We start from the raw sequence: 19,749 nt of genomic DNA, 5'->3' as shown, positions 1-19,749 counted from the left end.
CACGGAGATCGTCGTCCGCATAACGAAAATGGAGTGAGGAATGGCGAAGCGCATAGCGTATGTAACCGGCGGGATGGGCGGCATCGGCACGAGTATCAGCCAGCGCCTGCTCAAGGACGGCTTCACGGTCGTCGTGGGCTGTGGCCCGAACTCGCCGCGCCGGGTGAAATGGCTCGAAGACCAGAAGGCGCTCGGCTTCGAATTCATCGCCTCGGAAGGCAATGTCGGCGACTGGGAATCGACCAAGAACGCGTTCGACAAGGTCAAGGCCGAAGTCGGCGAGGTCGATATTCTCGTGAACAACGCGGGCATCACGCGCGACGTCGTGTTCCGCAAGATGACGCACGAAGACTGGACCGCGGTCATCGACACCAACCTGACGAGCCTCTTCAACGTCACGAAGCAGGTCATCGACGGCATGGTCGAGCGCGGCTTCGGTCGCATCATCAATATTTCGTCGGTGAACGGGCAGAAGGGCCAGTTCGGCCAGACGAATTATTCGACCGCGAAGGCCGGCATTCACGGCTTCACGATGGCGCTCGCGCAGGAAGTGGCGACCAAGGGCGTGACCGTCAACACGGTGTCGCCGGGCTATATCGGCACGGACATGGTGAAGGCGATTCGTCCGGAAGTGCTGGAGAAGATCGTCGCGACGATTCCGGTGCGGCGTCTGGGCACGCCCGACGAGATCGGCTCGATCTGCGCGTGGCTGGCGTCCGATGAGTCCGGCTTCTCGACCGGCGCCGACTTCTCGCTGAACGGCGGCTTGCATATGGGCTGACGGGCGGCGGCTTCCCGCGCGCTGTTCAGCGTCGCGGGAAGCCGCCACTCGCCGGATTTATCAACGATGCGGCGAACATGCAGCAGCGCTTTTTTGCGACAACGCAAGACCTGCTTGCTGCGATCGCAGTAAAGTTTTGCGTTTAAAGGCGTTAAATGACCACCACTACTACTACAAAGAAAGCCGCCGAACGACTCATCAAAAAATATCCAAACCGTCGGCTGTATGACACGGAGACGAGCACGTACATCACGTTGTCGGATGTGAAGCAACTCGTGCTCGATCAGGAAGAGTTCAAGGTGCTGGACGCGAAGTCCAACGACGACCTGACGCGCAGCATCCTTCTGCAGATCATTCTGGAAGAAGAGAGCGGCGGCCTGCCGATGTTCTCGTCGGTGATGCTCTCGCAGATCATCCGCTTCTACGGCCACGCGATGCAGGGCATGATGGGCACATACCTGGAAAAGAACATCCAGGCGTTCATCGACATCCAGCAGAAGCTGACGGAGCAGAGCAAGGGCATCTATGACGGCAACGCGCTCAATCCGGAAGTCTGGTCGCAATTCATGAACATGCAGGCGCCGATGATGCAGGGCATGATGACGAGCTACATTGAGCAGTCGAAGAACATGTTCGTGCAGATGCAGGAGCAGATGCAGTCGCAGGCGAAATCGATGTTCAACACGTTCCCGTTCCCGACGCCCCCGCCGCCGTCGACGGAGAAGAAGTAATCGCGTGATGGGCGGGTTCGAATGCCCGCTCTGTGGGCGACGCGGGCGTGAGCGCCGCCCGTCGCTCTGACTATCCGCGTCGGTCCGCACGCGCGGCTCAGGTTGTTCAATTCCAAATCGCACAGCTTCGCACGCGATCTTTCGCGTTTCACCGATATACCGCGCTTTGACTGCTTTTAGTCATCCATATACCCGAGATTGCTGTTCTCGATCACATATAATGCGCGTTTGATCCTTCAGCAAGCGGGTCACTGCGGCCAGCCTCGAGCCACGGTTCGGACCGCGTCTCGCGTCTAATTTATGTCTGCACTGCAATACGAGATTCCGGATTGCCCGCTTTGCGGCAGCTCGCAGCGCGCTCGGCTGTATGGCGGGGAAACCGGCAATCCCTATGCAGTTTGCGCATGTGCGCAATGCGGCATGGCTTACCTTGCGCCGCGCGCGACAGAGCAGCAAGTGCTCGCCCTCTATCAGGACGACAATTATTTTGGCGGCGAAGACGGCGAGGGATACGAAAGCTACTCCGATCAGGAAGAGGCTCTGCGCCGAACGTTCCGGCGACTGCTGTCGTTTCTGAAAAGCCGGGGCAAAACGGGCGGTTCATTGCTGGAAGTCGGCTGCGGATTCGGCTATCTGCTCGACGAAGCGCGCCCATTCTTCGAGCGTCGGTCCGGGACGGATTTCTCGCGCAACGCGGTCGAGAGCGCCCGCCGGTTTGCGGATCAGGTCTGGCTCGGCGGTGCGGACGCCGTTCCCGAAGGCGAGCGCTTCGACTGTGTGATCGCGACGCACGTCATCGAGCATACCTACCATCCGAAGGAATTTCTCGATGCGCTGATCGGCAGGCTCAAGCCGGGCGGCACGCTGCTGCTCGCGGCTCCGGACTTCGGCAGTTTCTGGCGGCGGCTCATGGGTAGCCGATGGCCATCGTTCAAATATCCTGAGCATGTGCTGTATTTCGACGAACGCACGCTGTCGCGCCTGATGAAGGAACGCGGGCTCGACGTGGTCGAAGAGGTGCCGTATCCGCACGCTTTCCCCTTGCCGCTGATCGCCGCGAAGTTCGGCCTCACGGTGCCTCAGGCGCTGAACCGCTACAACATGTGGCTGCCCGCCACGACGGTTGCCTGCATGGGTGTGCATCGTGTCTGACCGGTCCGAGAAAGCCTTGCTGTCGCTGGTGATTCCGCTTTATCGCGAAGCCAGCCATTTCGCCGAATCGTTGCAGGAAATCATCGCGGTTCTCAAAAACATTCCGATTCGCTACGAACTCGTGCTGATCGACGACGGCTCTCCCGATAACACCTGGGAAGTGATCGAGCAGCAATGCGCTCTGTTCGCCGAAGTAAAGGCCGCGCGACTCAGCCGCAACTTCGGCAAGGAAGCCGCGCTCGCGGCGGGCCTCGAACATGCGCGCGGCGATGCCGTAATCGTGATGGACGGCGATCTTCAGCATCCGCCGACGCTGATCCCCGAAATGGTCGCGTGCTGGCGTGAAGGCGCCGATGTCGTCGAGGCCGTCAAACGGGCGCGCGCGAAGGAAAGCATTTTTACCCGCATCAATAGCCGGGCGTTTTACGCGGTTTTCTCCAGACTGACTGGCTTCGACTTGCGCGGCGCTTCCGACTTCAAGCTGATGGATCGCCGGGTCGTCGAGGCGTGGCGGGCGATGGACGAACGCAACCTGTTCTTCCGCGGCATGAACGCGTGGCTCGGTTTCGAGCGCGCGCAGATTCGCTACGACGTGGACGAGCGGGCAGGCGGCGAGAGCGGCTGGTCGACCATGCAACTCATGCGTCTCGCCGTCACGGCTGTCGCTTCGTTTTCTTCCGCGCCGCTTTATCTGTTGATCGGCACCGGCCTTGGCTTCGCGGCCTTCGCTGTGATACTCGGCGCTCAGACGCTGCTTCGCAAACTGTCGGGGACGGCCGTCGATGGCTTCACGACCATCATCCTTCTGTTACTGATCCTCGGCTGCGCGCTGATGCTCGGCATGGGCCTGATCGGTGTGTATGTCGCGCGCATCTACGAGGAGGTGAAGCGAAGACCGCGCTATGTCATCGCGCAGTGGAACGCCGAATGATAACCAGGCAATTCATCCGCTATCTGGTGGCAGGCGGGCTCGGCACGCTCGCCCATCTCGCGATCCTCGCGTGTTGTGTCGAATGGTTCGGCTGGCGTCCTGCGGCGGGGGCCGCAGCGGGTTTCAGCGCTGCCTTGCTCATTTCCTTCGCGCTCAATTACCGATGGACGTTTCAGTCGCAGCGATCGCATTTGGCGGGGCTCTGGCGCTATGTCATCGTGTCGCTGGGCGGTCTTGGGCTGAATACGGCGATGGTCTACAGCCTCGTCGAATATCTGCATTGCAACTATTTCAACGCGCAGCTTTATGTGATCGCAGTCGTCCCGGTGTGCAATTTCATCGTCAATCGCTACTGGACGTTCGATGCGACGAGGCGCGTCTCGGGCTAGTCGTCGAGCGCACGTGAAGAAGGAGAGAAGCAGTTGGCAGTCGATCATGACGTGGTCCGTTCTCGCGGCGCGCCGAATCCGATACACGCAGAAGCGCGGGCGGCCCATGGCGTCGTCCGCTGGGTGCTGCTGGCATCCGTAATCATCGCGGCGCTCGTCGCGCTTTACGCGTACGCCAATCTTCCCGCACCCGTCCAACGCGATGGCGCGCACTTCGTTTTCATGGCGAACAACATCGCGCATGGTCAGGCGCCTTACTGGGCGTCGTTCGAAACGAAGAATCCGCTCGTCGAGATCTATTGGAGCCCGATTCTGCTGCTGCTGGCCCACAAGCTCGGGCTGGCGGGGGCGGCACGCGTGGCCGAGGCACTATGGATCGGCGCTACAGGCTTGCTCCTGTTCGGCGTCATCGTGAGCGTGTCGCGCGATCGCGCGGAGAAAATCAGCGCAGGCGCGCGATCGCGTTCATTCGTTCTGGCGGGTTTCGCGGCGGCTTCGCTTTATGTCGTTCTGGCTTCCGATGTACGCGCAACGGACGATGGACTCAATATCGCGCTGTATCAGGCGTTGCCTGAACTGGCGCTGCTGGCCGCATTGACGCGCATGCCGGAGCGACATTGGTTCGCCCATGGTCTGCTGATCGGGATGCTTGTGTTTCTCGCGTGGTTCGTCAAGCAAACCTCGATTCTTCCCGCAGCGCTCCTGATCGTCTGCTGGATGGCGATCGTGCGGCGCCGCTCGCTGCTGCCATGGGCGCTGGGGGCCGGTTGCGCGGCCGCGCTTTGCCTCGGCGGCTTCGCGCTCCATCTGATGCTCACCGGGACCCTGCACAATTATTTGTTCAGCACGATGTACTACCGTGCGGGCCTCTCGACGAGCCTGGTGACGGATTTTCTAACGAATGCGCAACGGTCCTTCCTGATTCCATTGTGGAAATTGAATCTGGCCCAGTTCCTGAGCGCACACCGCGTATGGACCGCAATTGCGATGATCGCGATGGTTCCGTGGGCGTTCTCGTGGCTGTTCCGCACCCGTGAGCAAGGTTGGACGAGACGTCGGATTGCCTTGACGCTCGGCGTCGCGTGGATGGTCGGCGCGTGGTTGCAGGCGGTACTGGCGCTGACTTTCTTTCCGCACTATTTCCTCGCGTGCCTGGCTCCAGTGGCGTTCACGATGGGACTGTTGCTCGCCAGTTCGTCCCCGCACGTCTCACTGTCCGGCTCCGCCGTCTCGATCATTCTCGCGGCAGGCCTCGTGTTCACCTATTCGGGGATGAGGGCCGAGAACGAACTCAAAAGCCAGCGGGCACCGATCAACCAGTCCACTCGCGAGGTGATGCAGTACATCAAGCCGCAGGACAAGGTGTTTTCCTGGAGCTGCCTGCCGCATGTTCTGCTGGCCCACGAAGCGCCGAGCGCTTATCCGCTCAACATGTGCTGGCCGTACATAGCGGTTGCGCTGTCAGAATCGACGCGCATGCAGATGCTTGCGCGGACGCTCAGCACGCCGCCCGACGTCGTCGTCGCGATGCAGGAGCAGCTGTCGGTCATCGAGGGAATGAAGAATTTTGCGATGTCCGAGGCGCTGCTTGAACAACTGACGGGACAGCACTACGTGCTGGTACATACCACGGCACCGATACCGGGGCGCTATGGTTCGCCGGTGAGCGTCTTCAGGCGTCAATGAGCACGACGCGGCGCGTCGTCCCCTCATAGCCCGCCCACGGCGCGCTCCGGGTCCTGCGCCCACGCCGCGCTGAAATCCCCGCGATACGTGTACGACCCATGATGCGCGAGCTTCGAACGCGCATCGACAAAAACCTTTCCGCCCAGGTCGCGCCAGCGGCGGCAAAACGCGTAATCCTCGGAAAGATAGCGTCCGGTCTCGTGCTCGATCATCACGTCGAAGAAGCGATGGCAGTAGCCATGCAACGGGGAATCAGGCGGCGCGTCGGGAACGTATTGCAGCTCGGGCATGCGCGCGATCATCGTTTCGAGCACCGAGCGGCGGATGCACATGAAGCCCGTCGGCGCTTCGTCCACTTCCATGAAGCCGTCGCTGTCGATCGCAACGCGCGCACGCTTGTGCGAATTCACCGGATAACGCAGCGCGCGCGTCAGAAACTGCTCTTGCGTGAGGCCGGCGGGAATGTCACCCGTCCAGTCGATGCGCTTCAAAGGATAGACGCCCGCGACGACATCGCGGTCCGCCAGCAGCAGACGCAGCGCCTGGTCGGGCGTGAAGCCGATGTCGGCATCGATCCAGAAGAGATGCGTATGCTGCTCCTGCGCGAGGAAATGCGCGACGGCCTCATTGCGCGCGCGGGTGATGAGGCTTTCGCCGGAGCGGATACGCATCGAGCCTTGCAGGCCGAGACGACAGAGTTCGTTGGTCAGCGTGAGCATGCTGGTGGCGTAGCCGGAAGTCACTTGGCCGGAATAGCATGGGGTGATGAAAAGCGGGTTGAAGTCGCGAAGGGCAGAGAAGTCGAGCATCGGGCGGTGACATTGCATGAGGGAAGCGCGATGGTAGCTCTCGACTCGCCCGCGATTGTGAAGAAGTGTCCGAAGTCCTCATCGGGATCGGTTAAGCCGTGTAGTGAGTCCGCGCCAACGCTCCGGGGTAAAATGTCGGATTGGCCCATCGCGCCCCGCAAAAACATCTCCCCCGTGAAAAATTCTTTAGATTCAACCGCCCGGACGACTCCCGCACCGAAAATCGGCATGGTGTCGCTCGGTTGCCCGAAAGCGCTCGTCGATTCCGAGCAGATCATCACCCAGTTGCGCGCCGAAGGTTACGAAATCTCCGGCACCTATGACGGCGCGGATCTCGTCGTCGTCAACACCTGCGGCTTCATCGACGAAGCCGTGCAGGAAAGCCTCGACGCGATCGGCGAGGCGTTGAGCGAAAACGGCAAGGTCATCGTCACGGGCTGCCTCGGCGCGAAAAAGAGCGCGAGCGGCACGGGCCTCATCGAGGAAGTGCATCCGAAGGTGCTCGCCGTGACCGGCCCGCACGCGACCAACGAAGTGATGAACGCGGTGCACGCGCATCTGCCCAAGCCGCACGATCCGTTCGTCGATCTGGTGCCGCCCGCCGGCATCAAGCTCACGCCGCGCCACTACGCGTATCTCAAAATTTCCGAAGGCTGCAACCATCGTTGCACGTTCTGCATCATTCCGTCGATGCGCGGCGATCTCGTCTCGCGCCCCGTCGCCGAGGTGATGCTCGAAGCCGAAAATCTCTTCAAGTCCGGCGTGAAGGAACTGCTCGTGATCTCGCAGGACACGAGCGCCTACGGCGTCGACGTGAAGTACCGCACCGGCTTCTGGAACGGCAAGCCGCTCAAGACGCGCATGACCGACCTCGTCGGCGCGCTCGGCGAACTCGCCGCGCAATACGGCGCGTGGGTGCGCCTGCATTACGTGTATCCGTATCCGAGCGTCGACGAAGTCATCCCGATGATGGCCGAAGGCCCGCTGCGCGGCCACGTGCTGCCGTATCTCGATGTGCCGTTCCAGCACGCGCATCCGGAAGTCCTCAAGCGCATGAAGCGCCCGGCCAACGCCGAAAAGGTGCTCGAGCGCGTGAAGATCTGGCGCGAGATCTGTCCGGACCTGACCATCCGCAGCACGTTCATCGCGGGCTTTCCGGGCGAGACGGAAGAGCAGTTCCAGACGCTGCTCGATTTCATCGAGGAAGCGGATCTGGACCGCGTCGGCTGCTTCGCGTATTCGCCGGTCGAAGGCGCCACCGCGAACGAGCTCGACGGCGCATTGCCCGATGAAGTGCGCGAGGATCGCCGCGCGCGCTTCATGGAACTCGCGGAAGCGCTGTCGGCCAAGCGCATGAAGAAAAAGGTCGGCAAGACGCTCAAGGTGCTCGTCGATGAAGTGAGCTCGGAGGGCGGCATCGGCCGCACGGCGGCGGATGCGCCGGAAATCGACGGCGTGGTCTACATCGCGCCGGCAACCAAGGCATCGAAGCGCTACAAGGCCGGCGACTTCGTCTCGGTGAAAATCACCGGCGCCGATGGCCACGATCTCTGGGGCGAGGTCTAACGCATGCCGCAGACTCCGCAAGTGCTCGCGCTCGGCGAGGCGATGGTCGAGTTCAACCAGTCGACGCGCGATCAGCCGAACTATCTGCAAGGTTTCGGCGGTGACGTTTCCAACTTCCTGATCGCGGCGTCGCGACAGGGCGCGTCGACGGGCTTCGTGTGCGCGGTCGGCAACGATCATTTCGGGCAGTTGCTGCTCGATCTGTGGCGCACGGAAAACGTCGATACCGCCACGGTACGCGTGGATCACGATGCGCCCACGGGCGTCTATTTCGTGTCGCACGGCGAGAACGGGCATCGCTTCGACTATCTGCGCGCGGGTTCGGCGGCGAGCCGTTATGCGCCGTCCCATCTGCCGCTCGATGCGATCGCGGCGGCGAGCGTCGTGCATCTGTCGGGCATCAGCCTCGCGATCGGCGTGTCGGCGTGCGATGCCGCGTTCGCCGCGATCGATCACGCGCGCACGCACGGCGTGAAGGTCAGCTTCGATACGAACCTGCGCCTGAAGCTGTGGCCGCTCGCGCGCGCCCGCGCGGTGATGCTCGAAGCCATCCGCTCGACGGATATCTGCCTGCCGAGCTGGGACGACGTGACGCTGCTCACGGGCCACGAAGACAAGGACGCGATCGTCGATGCACTCTTGAGTCTCGGCCCGAAGGTCGTCGCACTCAAGCTCGGCCGCGAAGGCGCGTACATCGCGACGCCCGACGAGCGGCGCGTCGTGCCGGGTCGCGTCGTGCAGGCGGTCGATGCGACCGGCGCGGGCGACTGCTTCGGCGGCGCGTTCATCGCGCGCATCGTCGCGGGCGACGATCCTTTCGCGGCGGCGCGTTATGCGAATGTCGCGGCGGCCCTGTCGACGCAGGGATTCGGCGCCGTCGCGCCGATTCCGGACCAGGCCACCGTCGAGCGCGCGCTCGCCGAATAACCCATCCATGATCTGACGAATACAACTGACGGAGACGACAACATGCAACGTGAAGTGGTGGTGGTGAGCGGCGTGCGTACGGCAATCGGCGATTTCGGCGGCGCGCTGAAAGACTTCAGCCCGACCGATCTCGGCGCGCGTGTCGTGCGCGAAGCGCTTTCGCGCGCGAACGTCGCGGGCGACGAAGTCGGCCATGTCGTGTTCGGCAGCGTCGTGCATACCGAGCCGCGCGACATGTATCTCGCGCGCGTCGCGGCGATCGAGGGCGGCGTGTCGCAGCACGCGCCCGCGCTCACCGTGAATCGCCTGTGCGGATCGGGCCTTCAGGCGATCGTCTCGGCGTCGCAATCGATTCTGCTCGGCGATGCCGACGTCGCCATCGGCGGCGGCGCGGAGAACATGAGCCGCGCGGCGTACATCATGCCCGCCGCGCGCTTCGGCCAGCGCATGGGCGACACGCGCATCGTCGACATGATGGTCGGCGCGCTGAACGATCCGTTCGACAAGATCCACATGGGCGTGACGGCCGAAAACGTCGCGCAGAAGTTCGGCATCACGCGCGAGATGCAGGACGCGCTCGCGCTCGAATCGCACCGGCGCGCGGCGAAGGCGATCGAAGCCGGCTACTTCAAGGAGCAGATCCTGCCGATCACGCTCGCCTCGAAGAAGGGCGACACCGTGTTCGAACGCGACGAGCACGTGCGTATGAACGCGACCGCCGAAGACTTCTCCAAGCTCAAACCCGTCTTCGTGAAGGAAAACGGCACGGTGACGGCGGGCAATGCGTCGGGCATCAACGACGCGGCGGCGGCGGTCGTGCTCATGGAGCGGTCCGTCGCGGAAAAGCGCGGCGCGAAACCGCTCGCGCGCCTGGTCGCCTACGCGCATGCGGGCGTCGATCCGAAGATCATGGGCATCGGCCCGGTTCCCGCGACGCAGAAGGTGCTGGAGCGCGCGGGCCTGACCGTCGCCGATATCGACGTGATCGAAGCGAACGAGGCGTTCGCCGCGCAGGCGTGCGCGGTGTCGCAGGAACTGAAGCTCGATCCCGCGAAGGTCAACCCGAACGGCTCGGGCATTTCGCTCGGCCATCCGATCGGCGCGACTGGCGCGCTCATCACCGTGAAGGCGCTGTACGAGCTGCAGCGCATCGGCGGGCGTTACGCGCTCGTGACGATGTGCATCGGCGGCGGACAGGGCATCGCGGCGATTTTCGAGCGCATTTGAAGGACTGAGGGATGATGCAAAGCTTGAAAGGGCCGCGTCTTGTCGCGGCCTCGACGATCTCGATCGCGCTGTGCGCGCTCGTGGGCTGCAGTTCGCCGATGCCTTCGGGTTCGACCGGCGTGCTGCCGCGCGATCAGCGCGAGCCCGCGGGCGCCGACGTGCACGGCGCGCAGGCCGCCATCAAGGAGCTTGCGCTGCCGCCGCAAAAGCCGCTTACGCCGAATCCGGAGTACGCGCGGTTTCCGCGTTACGTCGGCACGCTCGGCAACCGGCAGATCGAGATGAAGCTCGGCGCGAAAACCGACGAGCCGTCCGGCGTGCACGGCGAGTACACGTTCGCCGGCAGCCCGGCCGTGATTCTCGTCGCGGGCGATCGCGACGGCGACACGCTCGAGATCGAGGAATCGAACGACGGCACGCATATCACGGGCAACTGGGTCGGCAAGTTCGCGGCGGACGGCAGCGTGTCGGGCGAGCGCATGGACCCGGACGATTCGAACGCGCAGCCGTTCGACCTGCGTCCGGCCGTCGCCGGCAAAACCTTGCCGCCGACGGGCGCGGCCAGGACGCCGGCCGCGCCATCGCTGGAACCCGCGCCGCCTGCGCCGCCGAAGAATGCCGTGGGCGGCACGAGCAACGTCATCATCGGCGAATGACGCGCCTTCTTCGCGCCGCCGGGCGGTTTCCGGCGGCGGTCTCTTCGTTTTCCGCTTCGTTTTCCGTTTTGCATTCAAGCCATGACTGATTCCAGCAACAACGCACGCGATCTGCAAACCCGTATCGTGCAGCCCGAGGATCGCATCACGCCCGGCTTCGAGTCGTTCTCGGTGCCGGTCGCGCGCGCCTCGACCGTGGTGTTCCCCGATCTCGCCACGATGCGCTCGCTCGTCTGGAGCGACGATTCCAAATGGCGCTATGGCCTGCACGGCACGCCGACGACCATCGCGCTCGCGCAGCGCCTCGCCGCGATCGAAGGCGGCGAGCATGCGTTGCTGCAGCCGTCGGGGCTCGCGGCGATCTCCAACGTCTACTTCGCGCTGGTGAAGGCGGGCGATCACGTGCTCGTGCCCGACAACGCGTATTCACCGAACCGCGACCACGCCGACTGGCTCGCCGCCGATTTCGGGCTCGAAGTGACCTACTACGACCCGATGACAGGCGCGGGCATCGCCGATTCGATCCGTCCGAACACGAAGCTCATCTGGCTAGAAGCGCCCGGCTCGGTGACGATGGAAGTACAGGACGTGCCCGCGATCGTCGCCGTGGCGCGCGCGAAGGGCATCGTCACCGCGATCGACAACACGTTTTCGGCGGGCCTCGCGTTCAAGCCGTTCGAGCACGGCGTCGATATCTCCGTGCAGGCGCTGACGAAATATCAGTCGGGCGGCAGCGACCTGTTGATGGGCGCGACCATCACGCGCGATGTCGAGTTGCACAAGAAGCTGAAGCGGGCGCGCATGAGAATGGGTACCGGCGTATCGGCGGACGACGCGTCGCTCGTGCTGCGCAGCCTGCCGTCGATGAAGACGCGCTACGAAGCCCACGCTCGCACCGCGTTCGCGCTCGCGCAGTGGCTGAAGGCGCGTCCGGAAGTCGCGGCGGTGCTGCATCCCGCGCTGGAGGATTGTCCGGGCCACGCGTTTTACGAGCGCGATTTCAAGGGTGGCGCGGGTGGCCTGTTCTCGATCGTGTTCGACGGCCGTTACACGTCCGCACAGGTCGATGCTTTCGTCGAAGCGCTCGAGTTGTTTGCGATCGGCTGGAGCTGGGGCGGCGCGCACAGCCTCGCGATGCCGTACAACATTCGCTCGATGCGGACGGCTTCGCAATGGCCGCACGAAGGTGTGCTGGTGCGCTTTTATATCGGGCTGGAAGCGGAGGCGGATTTGCGGGGAGATCTGGAAGCCGCGCTCGTCAAGGCGCTCGGCTGAATTGCGAACGGCGCCGCGAAGGCGCCGTTCCAGCATCGATCAAAACAGCCGCAACAACCCGTCGAGCCCGACGAAGTTGAACGCGACACTCGCCGATTGCCTCACGACCGGCTTCGCGCGAAACGCCACCGACAAACCCGCTTCGGCCATCATCTTCAGGTCGTTCGAGCCGTCGCCCATGGCGATGGCGCGTTTCGGATGGATGCCGATCTTCGCGCATGTCTCGACCAGCGTACGCGCTTTCTCCTCCGCGTTGACGATATCCCCGACGACCTTCCCGGTCAGCTTCCCATCGACGATTTCGAGCGTGTTCGCGCGCGTGTAGTCGAGCCCGAGGCGCGCCTTCAGACGCTCGGTGAAGAACGTAAACCCGCCCGACACGAGCAGCGTCTTCAGTCCCGCGGCGCGCGCGCCTTCGAGCATGCGTTCCGCACCCGGCGAAAGCCTGAGGCGCTCCTCGTAGACGCGTTCCAGCGCGCTCGCGTCTAGACCCTTCAGCAGCGCGACCCGGCGCGTGAGGCTCTCGTTGAAGTCCTTGATCTCGCCGCGCATCGATGCTTCCGTGATCGCCGCAACCTCGGCCTTCAGTCCGCAAAAGTCCGCGATCTCGTCGATGCATTCGATCGTGATGAGCGTCGAGTCCATGTCCATCGCGACGAGGCCGAAATCGGCGAGTTTCGCGTCCGGTGCGATGTAGGCGTAATCGAGCGCATGCGCGCCGCAATATGCGTCGATATCGGGGCGCTGGAGTGGATCGGCGTCTATCAGGCGCAGGAGCGTGTCGTCGGCGCGCCGGGTCTCGTGCGAGCGGGCGAGCGCAGCCAGCGGCCGAAGATGCGAATCGGAAATCGGGGCGAGACTTTGGATGACGAGGTTCATCGAAGGTGGAAGCGCGTGAAGGCGAAACCGCCATTGTAAAGAACCTTCAGCGCTGCACGCGCGCCGGATCGAGGTCCCAGTAAGGCGGCTCCCCGAAGCGCTCGCTCAGAAAGTCGATGAACGCGAGCGTTTTCGGGGGCACGAACGCGCGGCTCGGATACACGGCCCAGATCGCCACGGTCTGCGCGAGCGGGTAATCGTCGAGCACGGTGACGAGTTCGCCGCTCGCCAGCAGCGGTGCGACGCTCCACGTCGATTTCAGCCCGATGCCGATGCCTGCCGCGAGCGCATCGCGGATCACTTCGCCATTGTCCGTGACGAGCCGCCCCGACACGCGCACCTCGATCACGCCGGTCGGCGTCTCGAAACTCCAGTCGCGCTGATCGGCGAGGATCACGCATTCGTGCTCGACGAGATCGGCGGGATGTCGCGGCGTGCCGTGCGCGGCGAGATACTCAGGCGACGCGCACAGCACACGCCGGTTGCTCGCGAGTTTCCGGGCGATGAGCGTCGAATCCTTGAGCGCGCCGATGCGGATCGCGAGGTCGATGCCTTCATCGACGAGATCGACGATCTGATCGGTCATGCGCAACTCCACGCTCACGCCGGGATACGCGCGCAAAAACGCGGGAATCAGCGGTGAAATGTGCTGGCGGCCGAGTGACGAGGGCATCGTCACGCGCAGGCGGCCATGCGGATGTTCGCGCGCACGCCCGACCGACGCACGCGCGGCGTCGGCGGCATCGAGCAGTTCGCGCGCGTGCGCCGCGAAAATCTCGCCTTCCTGCGTGACCGAGACGCGCCGCGTCGTGCGATGCAGAAGCCGCGTGCCGAGCATGCGCTCCAGCGCCGCGATGCGCGCGCTCGCCACCGCCGGCGACAAGCCGAACTCGCGCGCCGCCGACGACAGATTCGCCAGCGCCGCCGCGCGCATGAACAGTCCGACATCGAGCAGATCGAGCCGCTCGCGCGGTGCGCTTTCCGCTGAAAGATCGCTCGCCATTCGATGGATTTCCCGAAAAATGTTTCAGCGATTATGACTGTTTTCGAGATGCCGGACGCGCATTAAGATCGAAGCAAATCCACCTTCGACGGAGCAGAAACATGAAAGCCATCGGTCTGACGCGCTACCTGCCGATTTCCCATCCCGAATCGCTCATCGACATCGAACTCGACAGACCCACGCCCACCGGCCGCGACCTGCTCGTGAAAATCGAGGCGATCGCCGTCAATCCCGTCGATACGAAAGTGCGCGCACCGAAGGACAAAATCGAGGAAACCCCGCGCGTGCTCGGCTGGGACGCGGCGGGCGTCGTGGCGGCAGTCGGGCCCGAGGCGTCGCTCTTCAAGGTCGGCGATCCGGTCTACTACGCGGGCGACATCACGCGGCAGGGCGCGAACAGCGAGTTCCATCTGATCGACGAGCGCATCGTCGGCGCGAAGCCGAAAACGCTCGATTTCACCTGCGCGGCGGCGCTGCCGCTCACCACCATCACCGCGTGGGAAGCGTTATTCGACCGGCTGCGCGTGTCGGCGGAAGGCAAGGACGCGGGCAAGTCGGTGCTGATCATCGGCGGGGCGGGCGGCGTGGGTTCCATCGGCATTCAACTCGCCAAGCGCGTCGCGAAGCTCCAGGTGATCGCCACGGCGTCGCGGCCAGAATCGGCGCAATGGGCCGAGGACCTCGGTGCGGATCACATCGTCAATCACTTCGAAGACATTCCGAAGCAGATGAAGGAGATCGGATTTGCACAGGTCGATTACGTGCTGATCTTCAACGACACCGACAGGCATTTCCCCGCCGCCGCCGAAGTCGTCAAGCCGCAAGGCGGCATCGCGACGATCGTCGAGAATGCGAAGCCGGTGCCGGTCGAATTGCTGAAATCGAAGAGCGCGGCGTTTCACTGGGAGTTCATGTTCACGCGCGCGATGTTCAAGACGCCCGACATGATCGAGCAGCACAAGCTGCTTTCCGAAGTGGCGCGGCTGATCGACGCAGGCACGATCCGCACGACGCTCGGCAAGAATCTCGGCAAGATCGATGCGGCGAATCTGCGCGAGGCGCATCGCCTGCTGGAAGAAGGGCGCACGGTCGGCAAGCTGGTGCTGACCGGCTTCTGATCGCGCGTTGACGAACGTCATCGGGATCGCGCCGCACGCGGGTTTTCCACTAGGATGACCCGGCATGCGGAGCGCTAGACTGGATCGGCCCTGCAGTACGCTGGCGCTTCGCCGCGCCGGCCTTTCCTAAAAGCGCTCGATACGGAGGTGGCGGCATGAATCGTCGTTTGATCGTTCGTCGCATCGTTTCCGTCGCCGCGCTCGCGATGTTCGCCGCGACCGCCCAGGCGACGCCAGGCATCAAGGTTCTCTCCGAAGCGCCCAATGACGGCCCCATCAAATACACGGTCAAGATGGCGTCGAAGAATTTCGGCAACGAGCAGGAGACCCGCACCATTCGCTCGGGCCAGACCGACGACTTCACCTGGCAGGGCACCGCCGCGAGCGGCGCGCAGCCGGTGCCGGATGGCTGTCCGCAGGCGGCGTCTGTGCCCAAGAGCGCGGACGGACAGGCGGTGCGGCAGGTGCAGATCCGCTTCGCGCCGATGGTCGGCGACAACGGATCGGCGAATGTCCAGATCAGCTTTCGCGCCTATGCGCCGAAGGGCACCAGCAAGGTGACTGTAGGCGGCAAGACACTCCAGTGTCCGGTCGATAACCGCCTCAGTCAGATCGTCCGCTTCACGATGCCGACCGCGACCGGTTCGAAGAAAACCATCACGCTCGACGACGGTACACAACTGACCGTCACGGCGAGCCGAAAGTAAGTGTTGTCACATGCGCGCCGGTTTGCACCGGCGCGTTTTTTCTAAGTTTCGTTCGCAACTAACCGTCCTTTCTCTCGAACGCCTTTAAGGCGGCGGCGCGCCATGCCTCGTCAGTAAAGCTTACAGATGCGTGGCCATGCCTTGCCACGCATTCGCGCATGGCTTCAGGCGCGGCGCGCATCGCTACGCGCAATCACGCTTGGCACGCTTCGTGCGATTCCCTCCGATACCGCGCCGCAATCGCACGCGCGTCAACAACGCTTCGAAGGTGCCGCGATGCCGCACATGATCTGGAAAGGCGCGATCAGCTTCGGGCTGGTCCACGTGCCCGTGCAACTCTATCCGGCGACGCAGTCGGAGAAGGTCGGCTTCAACCTGCTCGACAAGCGCTCGATGGATCCGATCGGCTACAAGCAGATCAACAAGAGCACGGGAAAGGAAGTCACGCGCGAGAACATCGTGCGCGGCTTCGAGTACGAGAAGGGCAAGTACGTGGTGATGTCCGACGCCGAGATTCGCGCGGCCAATCCCGAATCGACGCAGACGGTCGACATTCTCGCTTTCGTCGAGGCGCCCGAAATCTCGTTCCTGTCGCTCGACACGCCTTATTACCTTGCGCCGGATCGCAAGGGCGAGAAAGTCTATGCGCTCCTGCGCGACGCGCTGAAGGATACGGGCAAGGTCGGCATCGCGAGCGTCGTGTTGCACAACAAGCAGCATCTGGCGGCGCTGATTCCCGTCGGTCCCGCGCTCGCGCTCAACACCTTGCGCTGGGGCGACGAAGTGCGCGACTTCAGCGAATTCAAGTTTCCCGACGAGGACACGAAGAAGGCCGGCGTCACGCCGAAAGAACTGGGAATGGCGAAGCGTCTTATCGAAGACATGAGCGACAGTTGGGACCCCGCCAAGTATCACGACACCTTCCGGGACGACATCATGGCGCTCGTCGAGAAGAAGGTGAAGGATGGCAAGGTCGCCGAAGTGACGAAGATCGACGAAGGCGGCGAGCAGAAGCCGTCCGCCGAGATTCTCGATCTTTCGGAACTGCTCAAGCGCAGTCTGAAGACGGGCGGCACGGCGAAGCGCGCGGGCAAGGCCGCGCAGTCGAAGGAAGAGGACGAAGCGCCCTCGCGCCCGGCGCGCAAGACGGCGGCTCGCCGCAAGCGCGCATGAGCGTCTGACATCACGGCTAGACGACGATGGCTGAGAAACTCGCAACCTATCAGCGCAAACGCAGCTTCGACAAGACGCCGGAACCGTCCGGCGCTGCCGCGAAGCGCAGCGCGCGCGCGAAGAAATCGGCGAAGCGCGCGTTGTCGTTCGTGATCCAGGAACACGATGCGCGTCGTCTGCATTACGATTTCCGTCTCGAACTCGATGGCACGCTCAAGTCGTGGGCGGTGCCGAAAGGCCCGAGCCTCGATCCATCGGTGAAGCGGCTTGCGGTTCATGTCGAGGATCATCCGCTGGATTATGGTTCGTTCGAAGGCGAGATTCCCGAGGGCAACTACGGCGCGGGCAGCGTCATCGTGTGGGATCGCGGAACGTGGGCGCCGCAGTCGGGCAGCGTCGATGAAGCTGCACGCGAGTACGAGAAAGGAAAGCTCAAGTTCACGCTCGACGGCGAGAAGCTGCATGGCGGCTGGACGCTCGTGAAGAGCCACATGCGCGGCAGCGGCGACAAGGAGCAGTGGCTGCTCATCAAGGAACGCGACGACGACGCGCGGCCCGAGACCGAATACGACATCCTCTTGAAGAAGCCCGGCAGCGTGCTGTCGACATCACTTGGCGCGCGCGACAAGAGCGGTGCCGTGCGCGGGCGGACCGAGCGCAAAGCCAGCGCGAAAAAAGCGCCGGCGCGCAAGACGGTCAGCACGAAAGGCAATGGACACGCGCATCCGGACATCGTCGCGAATCGGAGCGCCGAGTCGCTGCGCACCTTGTCGCATGAACCGGCGATCGAAGGCGCGCGCAAGGCTAAGCTGCCCGCGACGTTCGAGCCGCAGCTCGCGACGCTCGTCGATGCCGCCCCGCCCGGCGACGACTGGGCCTACGAAATCAAGTTCGACGGCTATCGCGTGCTGGTGCGGATCGAAACGATCAAGGGCAGGCGCGAGATTCGCATTCATACGCGCAACGGCAACGACTGGACCGCGAAGTTTTCGAAGCAGGTGAAGGCGCTGGAGCGGCTCGACATCGAAAGCGGCTGGCTCGACGGCGAAGCCGTGGTGCTCGACCATCGCGGTCTGCCCGATTTCCAGGCGCTGCAGAACGCCTTCGACGCGGGACGGCCGCAGGACATCGTCGTGTATTTCTTCGACGCGCCGTATCTGAACGGCTACGACCTGCGCCATGTGCCGCTCGTGCAGCGTCGCGCAATCTTGAAGGCGCTCATCGAACCCGTCGACGAACCCGTGCTGCGCTATTCACAGGACTTCGCCTTTCACGCCGAGGCGTTGCTCAAGAGCGCCTGCGACATGGCGCTGGAAGGGATCATCGGCAAGCGTATCGACAGTACCTATGTGTCGGGGCGCAGCAAGGCGTGGATTAAGCTCAAGTGCAGGCGCCGCCAGGAGTTCGTGATCGGCGGCTATTCGGAGCCGGCGGGCAGCCGCGCGCAATTTGGCGCGCTGCTGCTCGGCGTCTACGACGCGCACGGCAAGCTGCAATACGCGGGACGCGTGGGCAGCGGTTTCGACCACGCGACGCTCGTCGCGGTGAAGAACGAACTCGACCGCCGCGAGACGCAACGCATGCCGTTTGCGAGCGAACCGCAGGAACGCAGCCGCACGCCTGTGCATTGGGTCAGGCCCGATCTCGTGGCCGAGTGCAATTTCGCGGAATGGACCAAGGAGCGCATCGTGCGACAAGCCTCGTTCGTCAGTCTGCGCGACGATAAACCCGCGCGTCAGATCGTGAAGGAAGTGCCGGCATCGGCGAAGAAGGTGGCGTCGAAGACGACGGCGAAGAAGGCGGCTGCGAAGGCCAAGGCCACTTCGGCGGAAGTCGAAGGCGTGAAGATCAGTCATCCTGAGCGTGTGATCGACAAATCGTCGGGCTGCTCCAAACTCGATGTCGTCGAGTATTACGCGTCGGTCGCCGACTGGATGCTGCCGCATCTGAAGGACCGGCCGGTGTCGCTCGTGCGCGCGCCGGAAGATATCGGCGGCGAGCTGTTCTTTCAGAAGCACAGCGCGAAGCTCGCGATTCCGCACATCAAGCAGCATCCCGATATCGATCCGGGACATCCCGCGCTGCTGACGATCGAATCGGCACAGGCGCTCGTCGGCACCGCGCAGATGGGCACGATCGAATTGCATACGTGGAACGCGGTGGCGTCGAACATCGAGAAGCCGGATCGCATGGTGTTCGATCTCGATCCGGGCGAAGGCGTCGGCTGGGAACGCATGCTCGAGGCCGCGAAGCTCACGAAGGAACTGCTCGCCGAACTGGGCCTTACATCATTCTGCAAAACGAGCGGCGGCAAGGGCTTTCATGTGGTCGTGCCGCTCGCGAAGCAGGCGAGCTGGGACGACATGAAGGACTTCTCGCAGGCGGTCGCGCAGCACATGGCGAGCACGCTGCCCAAGCTCTTCTCCGCGAAGATGGGCATGCAAAACCGCAAGGGCAAGATCTTCATCGACTATCTGCGCAACAACCGCGGGTCGAGCACGGTTGCGGCGTTTTCGCTGCGTGCGCGTCCGGGGCTCGGCGCATCGATGCCGATCTCGTGGGACGAACTCGACGACGTGAAAAGCGGCGATCAATGGCATATCGGCAACGTGCGCGAGCGGCTCGACGCATTGAAGCGCGATCCGTGGACGGGCTATGACAAGGCGCGTCAACGGCTCACGGCGGCGATGAAGAAGCGGCTCGGCATGAACGGCTCGCGCAAGTGAGCGGTCACACAGG

General features: G+C 63.5%; 18 protein-coding genes. 15 read left to right on the top strand and 3 right to left on the bottom strand.

Going from position 1 to position 19,749, the window contains the following annotated elements; translation table 11 throughout:
- Positions 1 to 40: 40 nt before the first annotated feature.
- From BTHE68_RS07130 to BTHE68_RS07105, 6 genes are all read left to right on the top strand, one after another.
- Positions 41 to 781, top strand: coding sequence for a 3-ketoacyl-ACP reductase (locus tag BTHE68_RS07130; protein ID WP_061179253.1), 741 nt, complete (start codon positions 41 to 43; stop codon positions 779 to 781).
- Positions 782 to 936: 155 nt separating this feature from the next.
- Positions 937 to 1,512: a polyhydroxyalkanoate synthesis repressor PhaR gene (phaR, locus tag BTHE68_RS07125; RefSeq protein WP_162065746.1), complete on the top strand. Its 576-nt coding sequence runs from the start codon at positions 937 to 939 to the stop codon at positions 1,510 to 1,512.
- A 300-nt stretch (positions 1,513 to 1,812) separates the two neighbouring features.
- A complete protein-coding gene (locus BTHE68_RS07120) occupies positions 1,813 to 2,664 on the top strand; it encodes a class I SAM-dependent methyltransferase (protein WP_162065745.1) in 852 nt (283 codons plus the stop codon).
- Positions 2,657 to 3,595 carry a glycosyltransferase family 2 protein gene (locus BTHE68_RS07115; RefSeq protein ID WP_225936144.1) on the top strand — a complete coding sequence of 313 codons (939 nt, stop codon included), beginning with the start codon at positions 2,657 to 2,659 and terminating at the stop codon, positions 3,593 to 3,595. Before BTHE68_RS07120 ends, BTHE68_RS07115 begins: the two co-directional genes overlap by 8 nt.
- Positions 3,592 to 3,984, top strand: coding sequence for a GtrA family protein (locus BTHE68_RS07110; RefSeq protein ID WP_162065744.1), 393 nt, complete (start codon positions 3,592 to 3,594; stop codon positions 3,982 to 3,984). The genes BTHE68_RS07115 and BTHE68_RS07110 overlap by 4 nt, the downstream gene beginning before the upstream one ends.
- A 33-nt stretch (positions 3,985 to 4,017) precedes the next feature.
- Positions 4,018 to 5,670, top strand: coding sequence for a hypothetical protein (locus BTHE68_RS07105; protein WP_162065743.1), 1,653 nt, complete (start codon positions 4,018 to 4,020; stop codon positions 5,668 to 5,670).
- Between the two features lie 23 nt (positions 5,671 to 5,693).
- Here BTHE68_RS07105 and BTHE68_RS07100 read toward each other — a convergent pair whose 3' ends face one another.
- Positions 5,694 to 6,389, bottom strand: a complete 696-nt coding sequence (locus BTHE68_RS07100) for a hypothetical protein (RefSeq protein ID WP_353622638.1) — start codon at positions 6,387 to 6,389, stop codon at positions 5,694 to 5,696.
- Positions 6,390 to 6,707: 318 nt separating this feature from the next.
- On the opposite strand from BTHE68_RS07100, the gene rimO reads away from it, so the two are divergent.
- The 5 genes from rimO (at position 6,708) to BTHE68_RS07075 (ending at position 12,130) form a co-directional block, all read left to right on the top strand.
- Positions 6,708 to 8,045 (top strand): 30S ribosomal protein S12 methylthiotransferase RimO, encoded by a 1,338-nt coding sequence (rimO, locus tag BTHE68_RS07095; RefSeq protein ID WP_197919656.1) that lies wholly within the window; start codon positions 6,708 to 6,710, stop codon positions 8,043 to 8,045.
- Positions 8,046 to 8,048: 3 nt separating this feature from the next.
- Entirely contained in the window at positions 8,049 to 8,972 is a 924-nt protein-coding gene (locus tag BTHE68_RS07090; RefSeq protein ID WP_162065741.1) for a sugar kinase, read from the top strand.
- Positions 8,973 to 9,014: 42 nt separating this feature from the next.
- Complete coding sequence (gene bktB / locus BTHE68_RS07085) at positions 9,015 to 10,199, top strand: beta-ketothiolase BktB (RefSeq protein WP_162065740.1); 1,185 nt, start codon at positions 9,015 to 9,017, stop codon at positions 10,197 to 10,199.
- 11 nt (positions 10,200 to 10,210) lie between these two features.
- Entirely contained in the window at positions 10,211 to 10,855 is a 645-nt protein-coding gene (locus tag BTHE68_RS07080; RefSeq protein ID WP_162065739.1) for a hypothetical protein, read from the top strand.
- 81 nt (positions 10,856 to 10,936) lie between these two features.
- Positions 10,937 to 12,130, top strand: coding sequence for a cystathionine beta-lyase (locus BTHE68_RS07075; RefSeq protein ID WP_162065738.1), 1,194 nt, complete (start codon positions 10,937 to 10,939; stop codon positions 12,128 to 12,130).
- Positions 12,131 to 12,169: 39 nt separating this feature from the next.
- Here the strand turns inward: BTHE68_RS07075 and serB are convergent, their stop codons facing one another.
- Complete coding sequence (gene serB, locus BTHE68_RS07070; RefSeq protein WP_162065737.1) at positions 12,170 to 13,009, bottom strand: phosphoserine phosphatase SerB; 840 nt, start codon at positions 13,007 to 13,009, stop codon at positions 12,170 to 12,172.
- Between the two features lie 46 nt (positions 13,010 to 13,055).
- Positions 13,056 to 14,012: a LysR family transcriptional regulator gene (locus BTHE68_RS07065; protein ID WP_162065736.1), complete on the bottom strand. Its 957-nt coding sequence runs from the start codon at positions 14,010 to 14,012 to the stop codon at positions 13,056 to 13,058.
- Between the two features lie 101 nt (positions 14,013 to 14,113).
- Here BTHE68_RS07065 and BTHE68_RS07060 point away from each other — a divergent pair, with 101 nt between their 5' ends.
- The 4 genes from BTHE68_RS07060 to ligD all read left to right on the top strand — a co-directional run bounded on the left by BTHE68_RS07060 (position 14,114) and on the right by ligD (position 19,736).
- Positions 14,114 to 15,130 carry a zinc-binding alcohol dehydrogenase family protein gene (locus BTHE68_RS07060; protein ID WP_162065735.1) on the top strand — a complete coding sequence of 339 codons (1,017 nt, stop codon included), beginning with the start codon at positions 14,114 to 14,116 and terminating at the stop codon, positions 15,128 to 15,130.
- Positions 15,131 to 15,285: 155 nt separating this feature from the next.
- Positions 15,286 to 15,837, top strand: coding sequence for a DUF6013 family protein (locus tag BTHE68_RS07055; RefSeq protein ID WP_162065734.1), 552 nt, complete (start codon positions 15,286 to 15,288; stop codon positions 15,835 to 15,837).
- 276 nt (positions 15,838 to 16,113) lie between these two features.
- The gene (ku, locus tag BTHE68_RS07050; protein ID WP_162066815.1) at positions 16,114 to 17,010 is read left to right on the top strand and encodes a non-homologous end joining protein Ku; all 897 of its coding nucleotides are present in this window, start codon (positions 16,114 to 16,116) and stop codon (positions 17,008 to 17,010) included.
- Between the two features lie 26 nt (positions 17,011 to 17,036).
- Positions 17,037 to 19,736, top strand: a complete 2,700-nt coding sequence (gene ligD, locus BTHE68_RS07045; protein WP_162065733.1) for a DNA ligase D — start codon at positions 17,037 to 17,039, stop codon at positions 19,734 to 19,736.
- Positions 19,737 to 19,749 lie beyond the last annotated feature (13 nt).

The organism is Burkholderia sp. THE68 (genome assembly GCF_009938265.1).
GTDB lineage: Bacteria > Pseudomonadota > Gammaproteobacteria > Burkholderiales > Burkholderiaceae > Caballeronia.
Note: the sequence above shows the minus strand (reverse complement) of the source record. Positions and strands in the feature narration are given on the sequence as shown.

Excerpts from the sequence above, each read along its gene's own strand:
- BTHE68_RS07130 (WP_061179253.1), top strand. The coding sequence starts at position 41 with ATGGCGAAGCGCATAGCGTATGTAACCGGCGGGATGGGCGGCATCGGC.
- phaR (WP_162065746.1), top strand. The coding sequence starts at position 937 with ATGACCACCACTACTACTACAAAGAAAGCCGCCGAACGACTCATCAAA.
- BTHE68_RS07120 (WP_162065745.1), top strand. The coding sequence starts at position 1,813 with ATGTCTGCACTGCAATACGAGATTCCGGATTGCCCGCTTTGCGGCAGC.
- BTHE68_RS07110 (WP_162065744.1), top strand. The coding sequence starts at position 3,592 with ATGATAACCAGGCAATTCATCCGCTATCTGGTGGCAGGCGGGCTCGGC.
- BTHE68_RS07100 (WP_353622638.1), bottom strand. The coding sequence starts at position 6,389 with ATGCTCACGCTGACCAACGAACTCTGTCGTCTCGGCCTGCAAGGCTCG.
- rimO (WP_197919656.1), top strand. The coding sequence starts at position 6,708 with ATGGTGTCGCTCGGTTGCCCGAAAGCGCTCGTCGATTCCGAGCAGATC.
- BTHE68_RS07090 (WP_162065741.1), top strand. The coding sequence starts at position 8,049 with ATGCCGCAGACTCCGCAAGTGCTCGCGCTCGGCGAGGCGATGGTCGAG.
- bktB (WP_162065740.1), top strand. The coding sequence starts at position 9,015 with ATGCAACGTGAAGTGGTGGTGGTGAGCGGCGTGCGTACGGCAATCGGC.
- BTHE68_RS07080 (WP_162065739.1), top strand. The coding sequence starts at position 10,211 with ATGATGCAAAGCTTGAAAGGGCCGCGTCTTGTCGCGGCCTCGACGATC.
- BTHE68_RS07075 (WP_162065738.1), top strand. The coding sequence starts at position 10,937 with ATGACTGATTCCAGCAACAACGCACGCGATCTGCAAACCCGTATCGTG.
- serB (WP_162065737.1), bottom strand. The coding sequence starts at position 13,009 with ATGAACCTCGTCATCCAAAGTCTCGCCCCGATTTCCGATTCGCATCTT.
- BTHE68_RS07065 (WP_162065736.1), bottom strand. The coding sequence starts at position 14,012 with ATGGCGAGCGATCTTTCAGCGGAAAGCGCACCGCGCGAGCGGCTCGAT.
- BTHE68_RS07060 (WP_162065735.1), top strand. The coding sequence starts at position 14,114 with ATGAAAGCCATCGGTCTGACGCGCTACCTGCCGATTTCCCATCCCGAA.
- BTHE68_RS07055 (WP_162065734.1), top strand. The coding sequence starts at position 15,286 with ATGAATCGTCGTTTGATCGTTCGTCGCATCGTTTCCGTCGCCGCGCTC.
- ku (WP_162066815.1), top strand. The coding sequence starts at position 16,114 with ATGCCGCACATGATCTGGAAAGGCGCGATCAGCTTCGGGCTGGTCCAC.
- ligD (WP_162065733.1), top strand. The coding sequence starts at position 17,037 with ATGGCTGAGAAACTCGCAACCTATCAGCGCAAACGCAGCTTCGACAAG.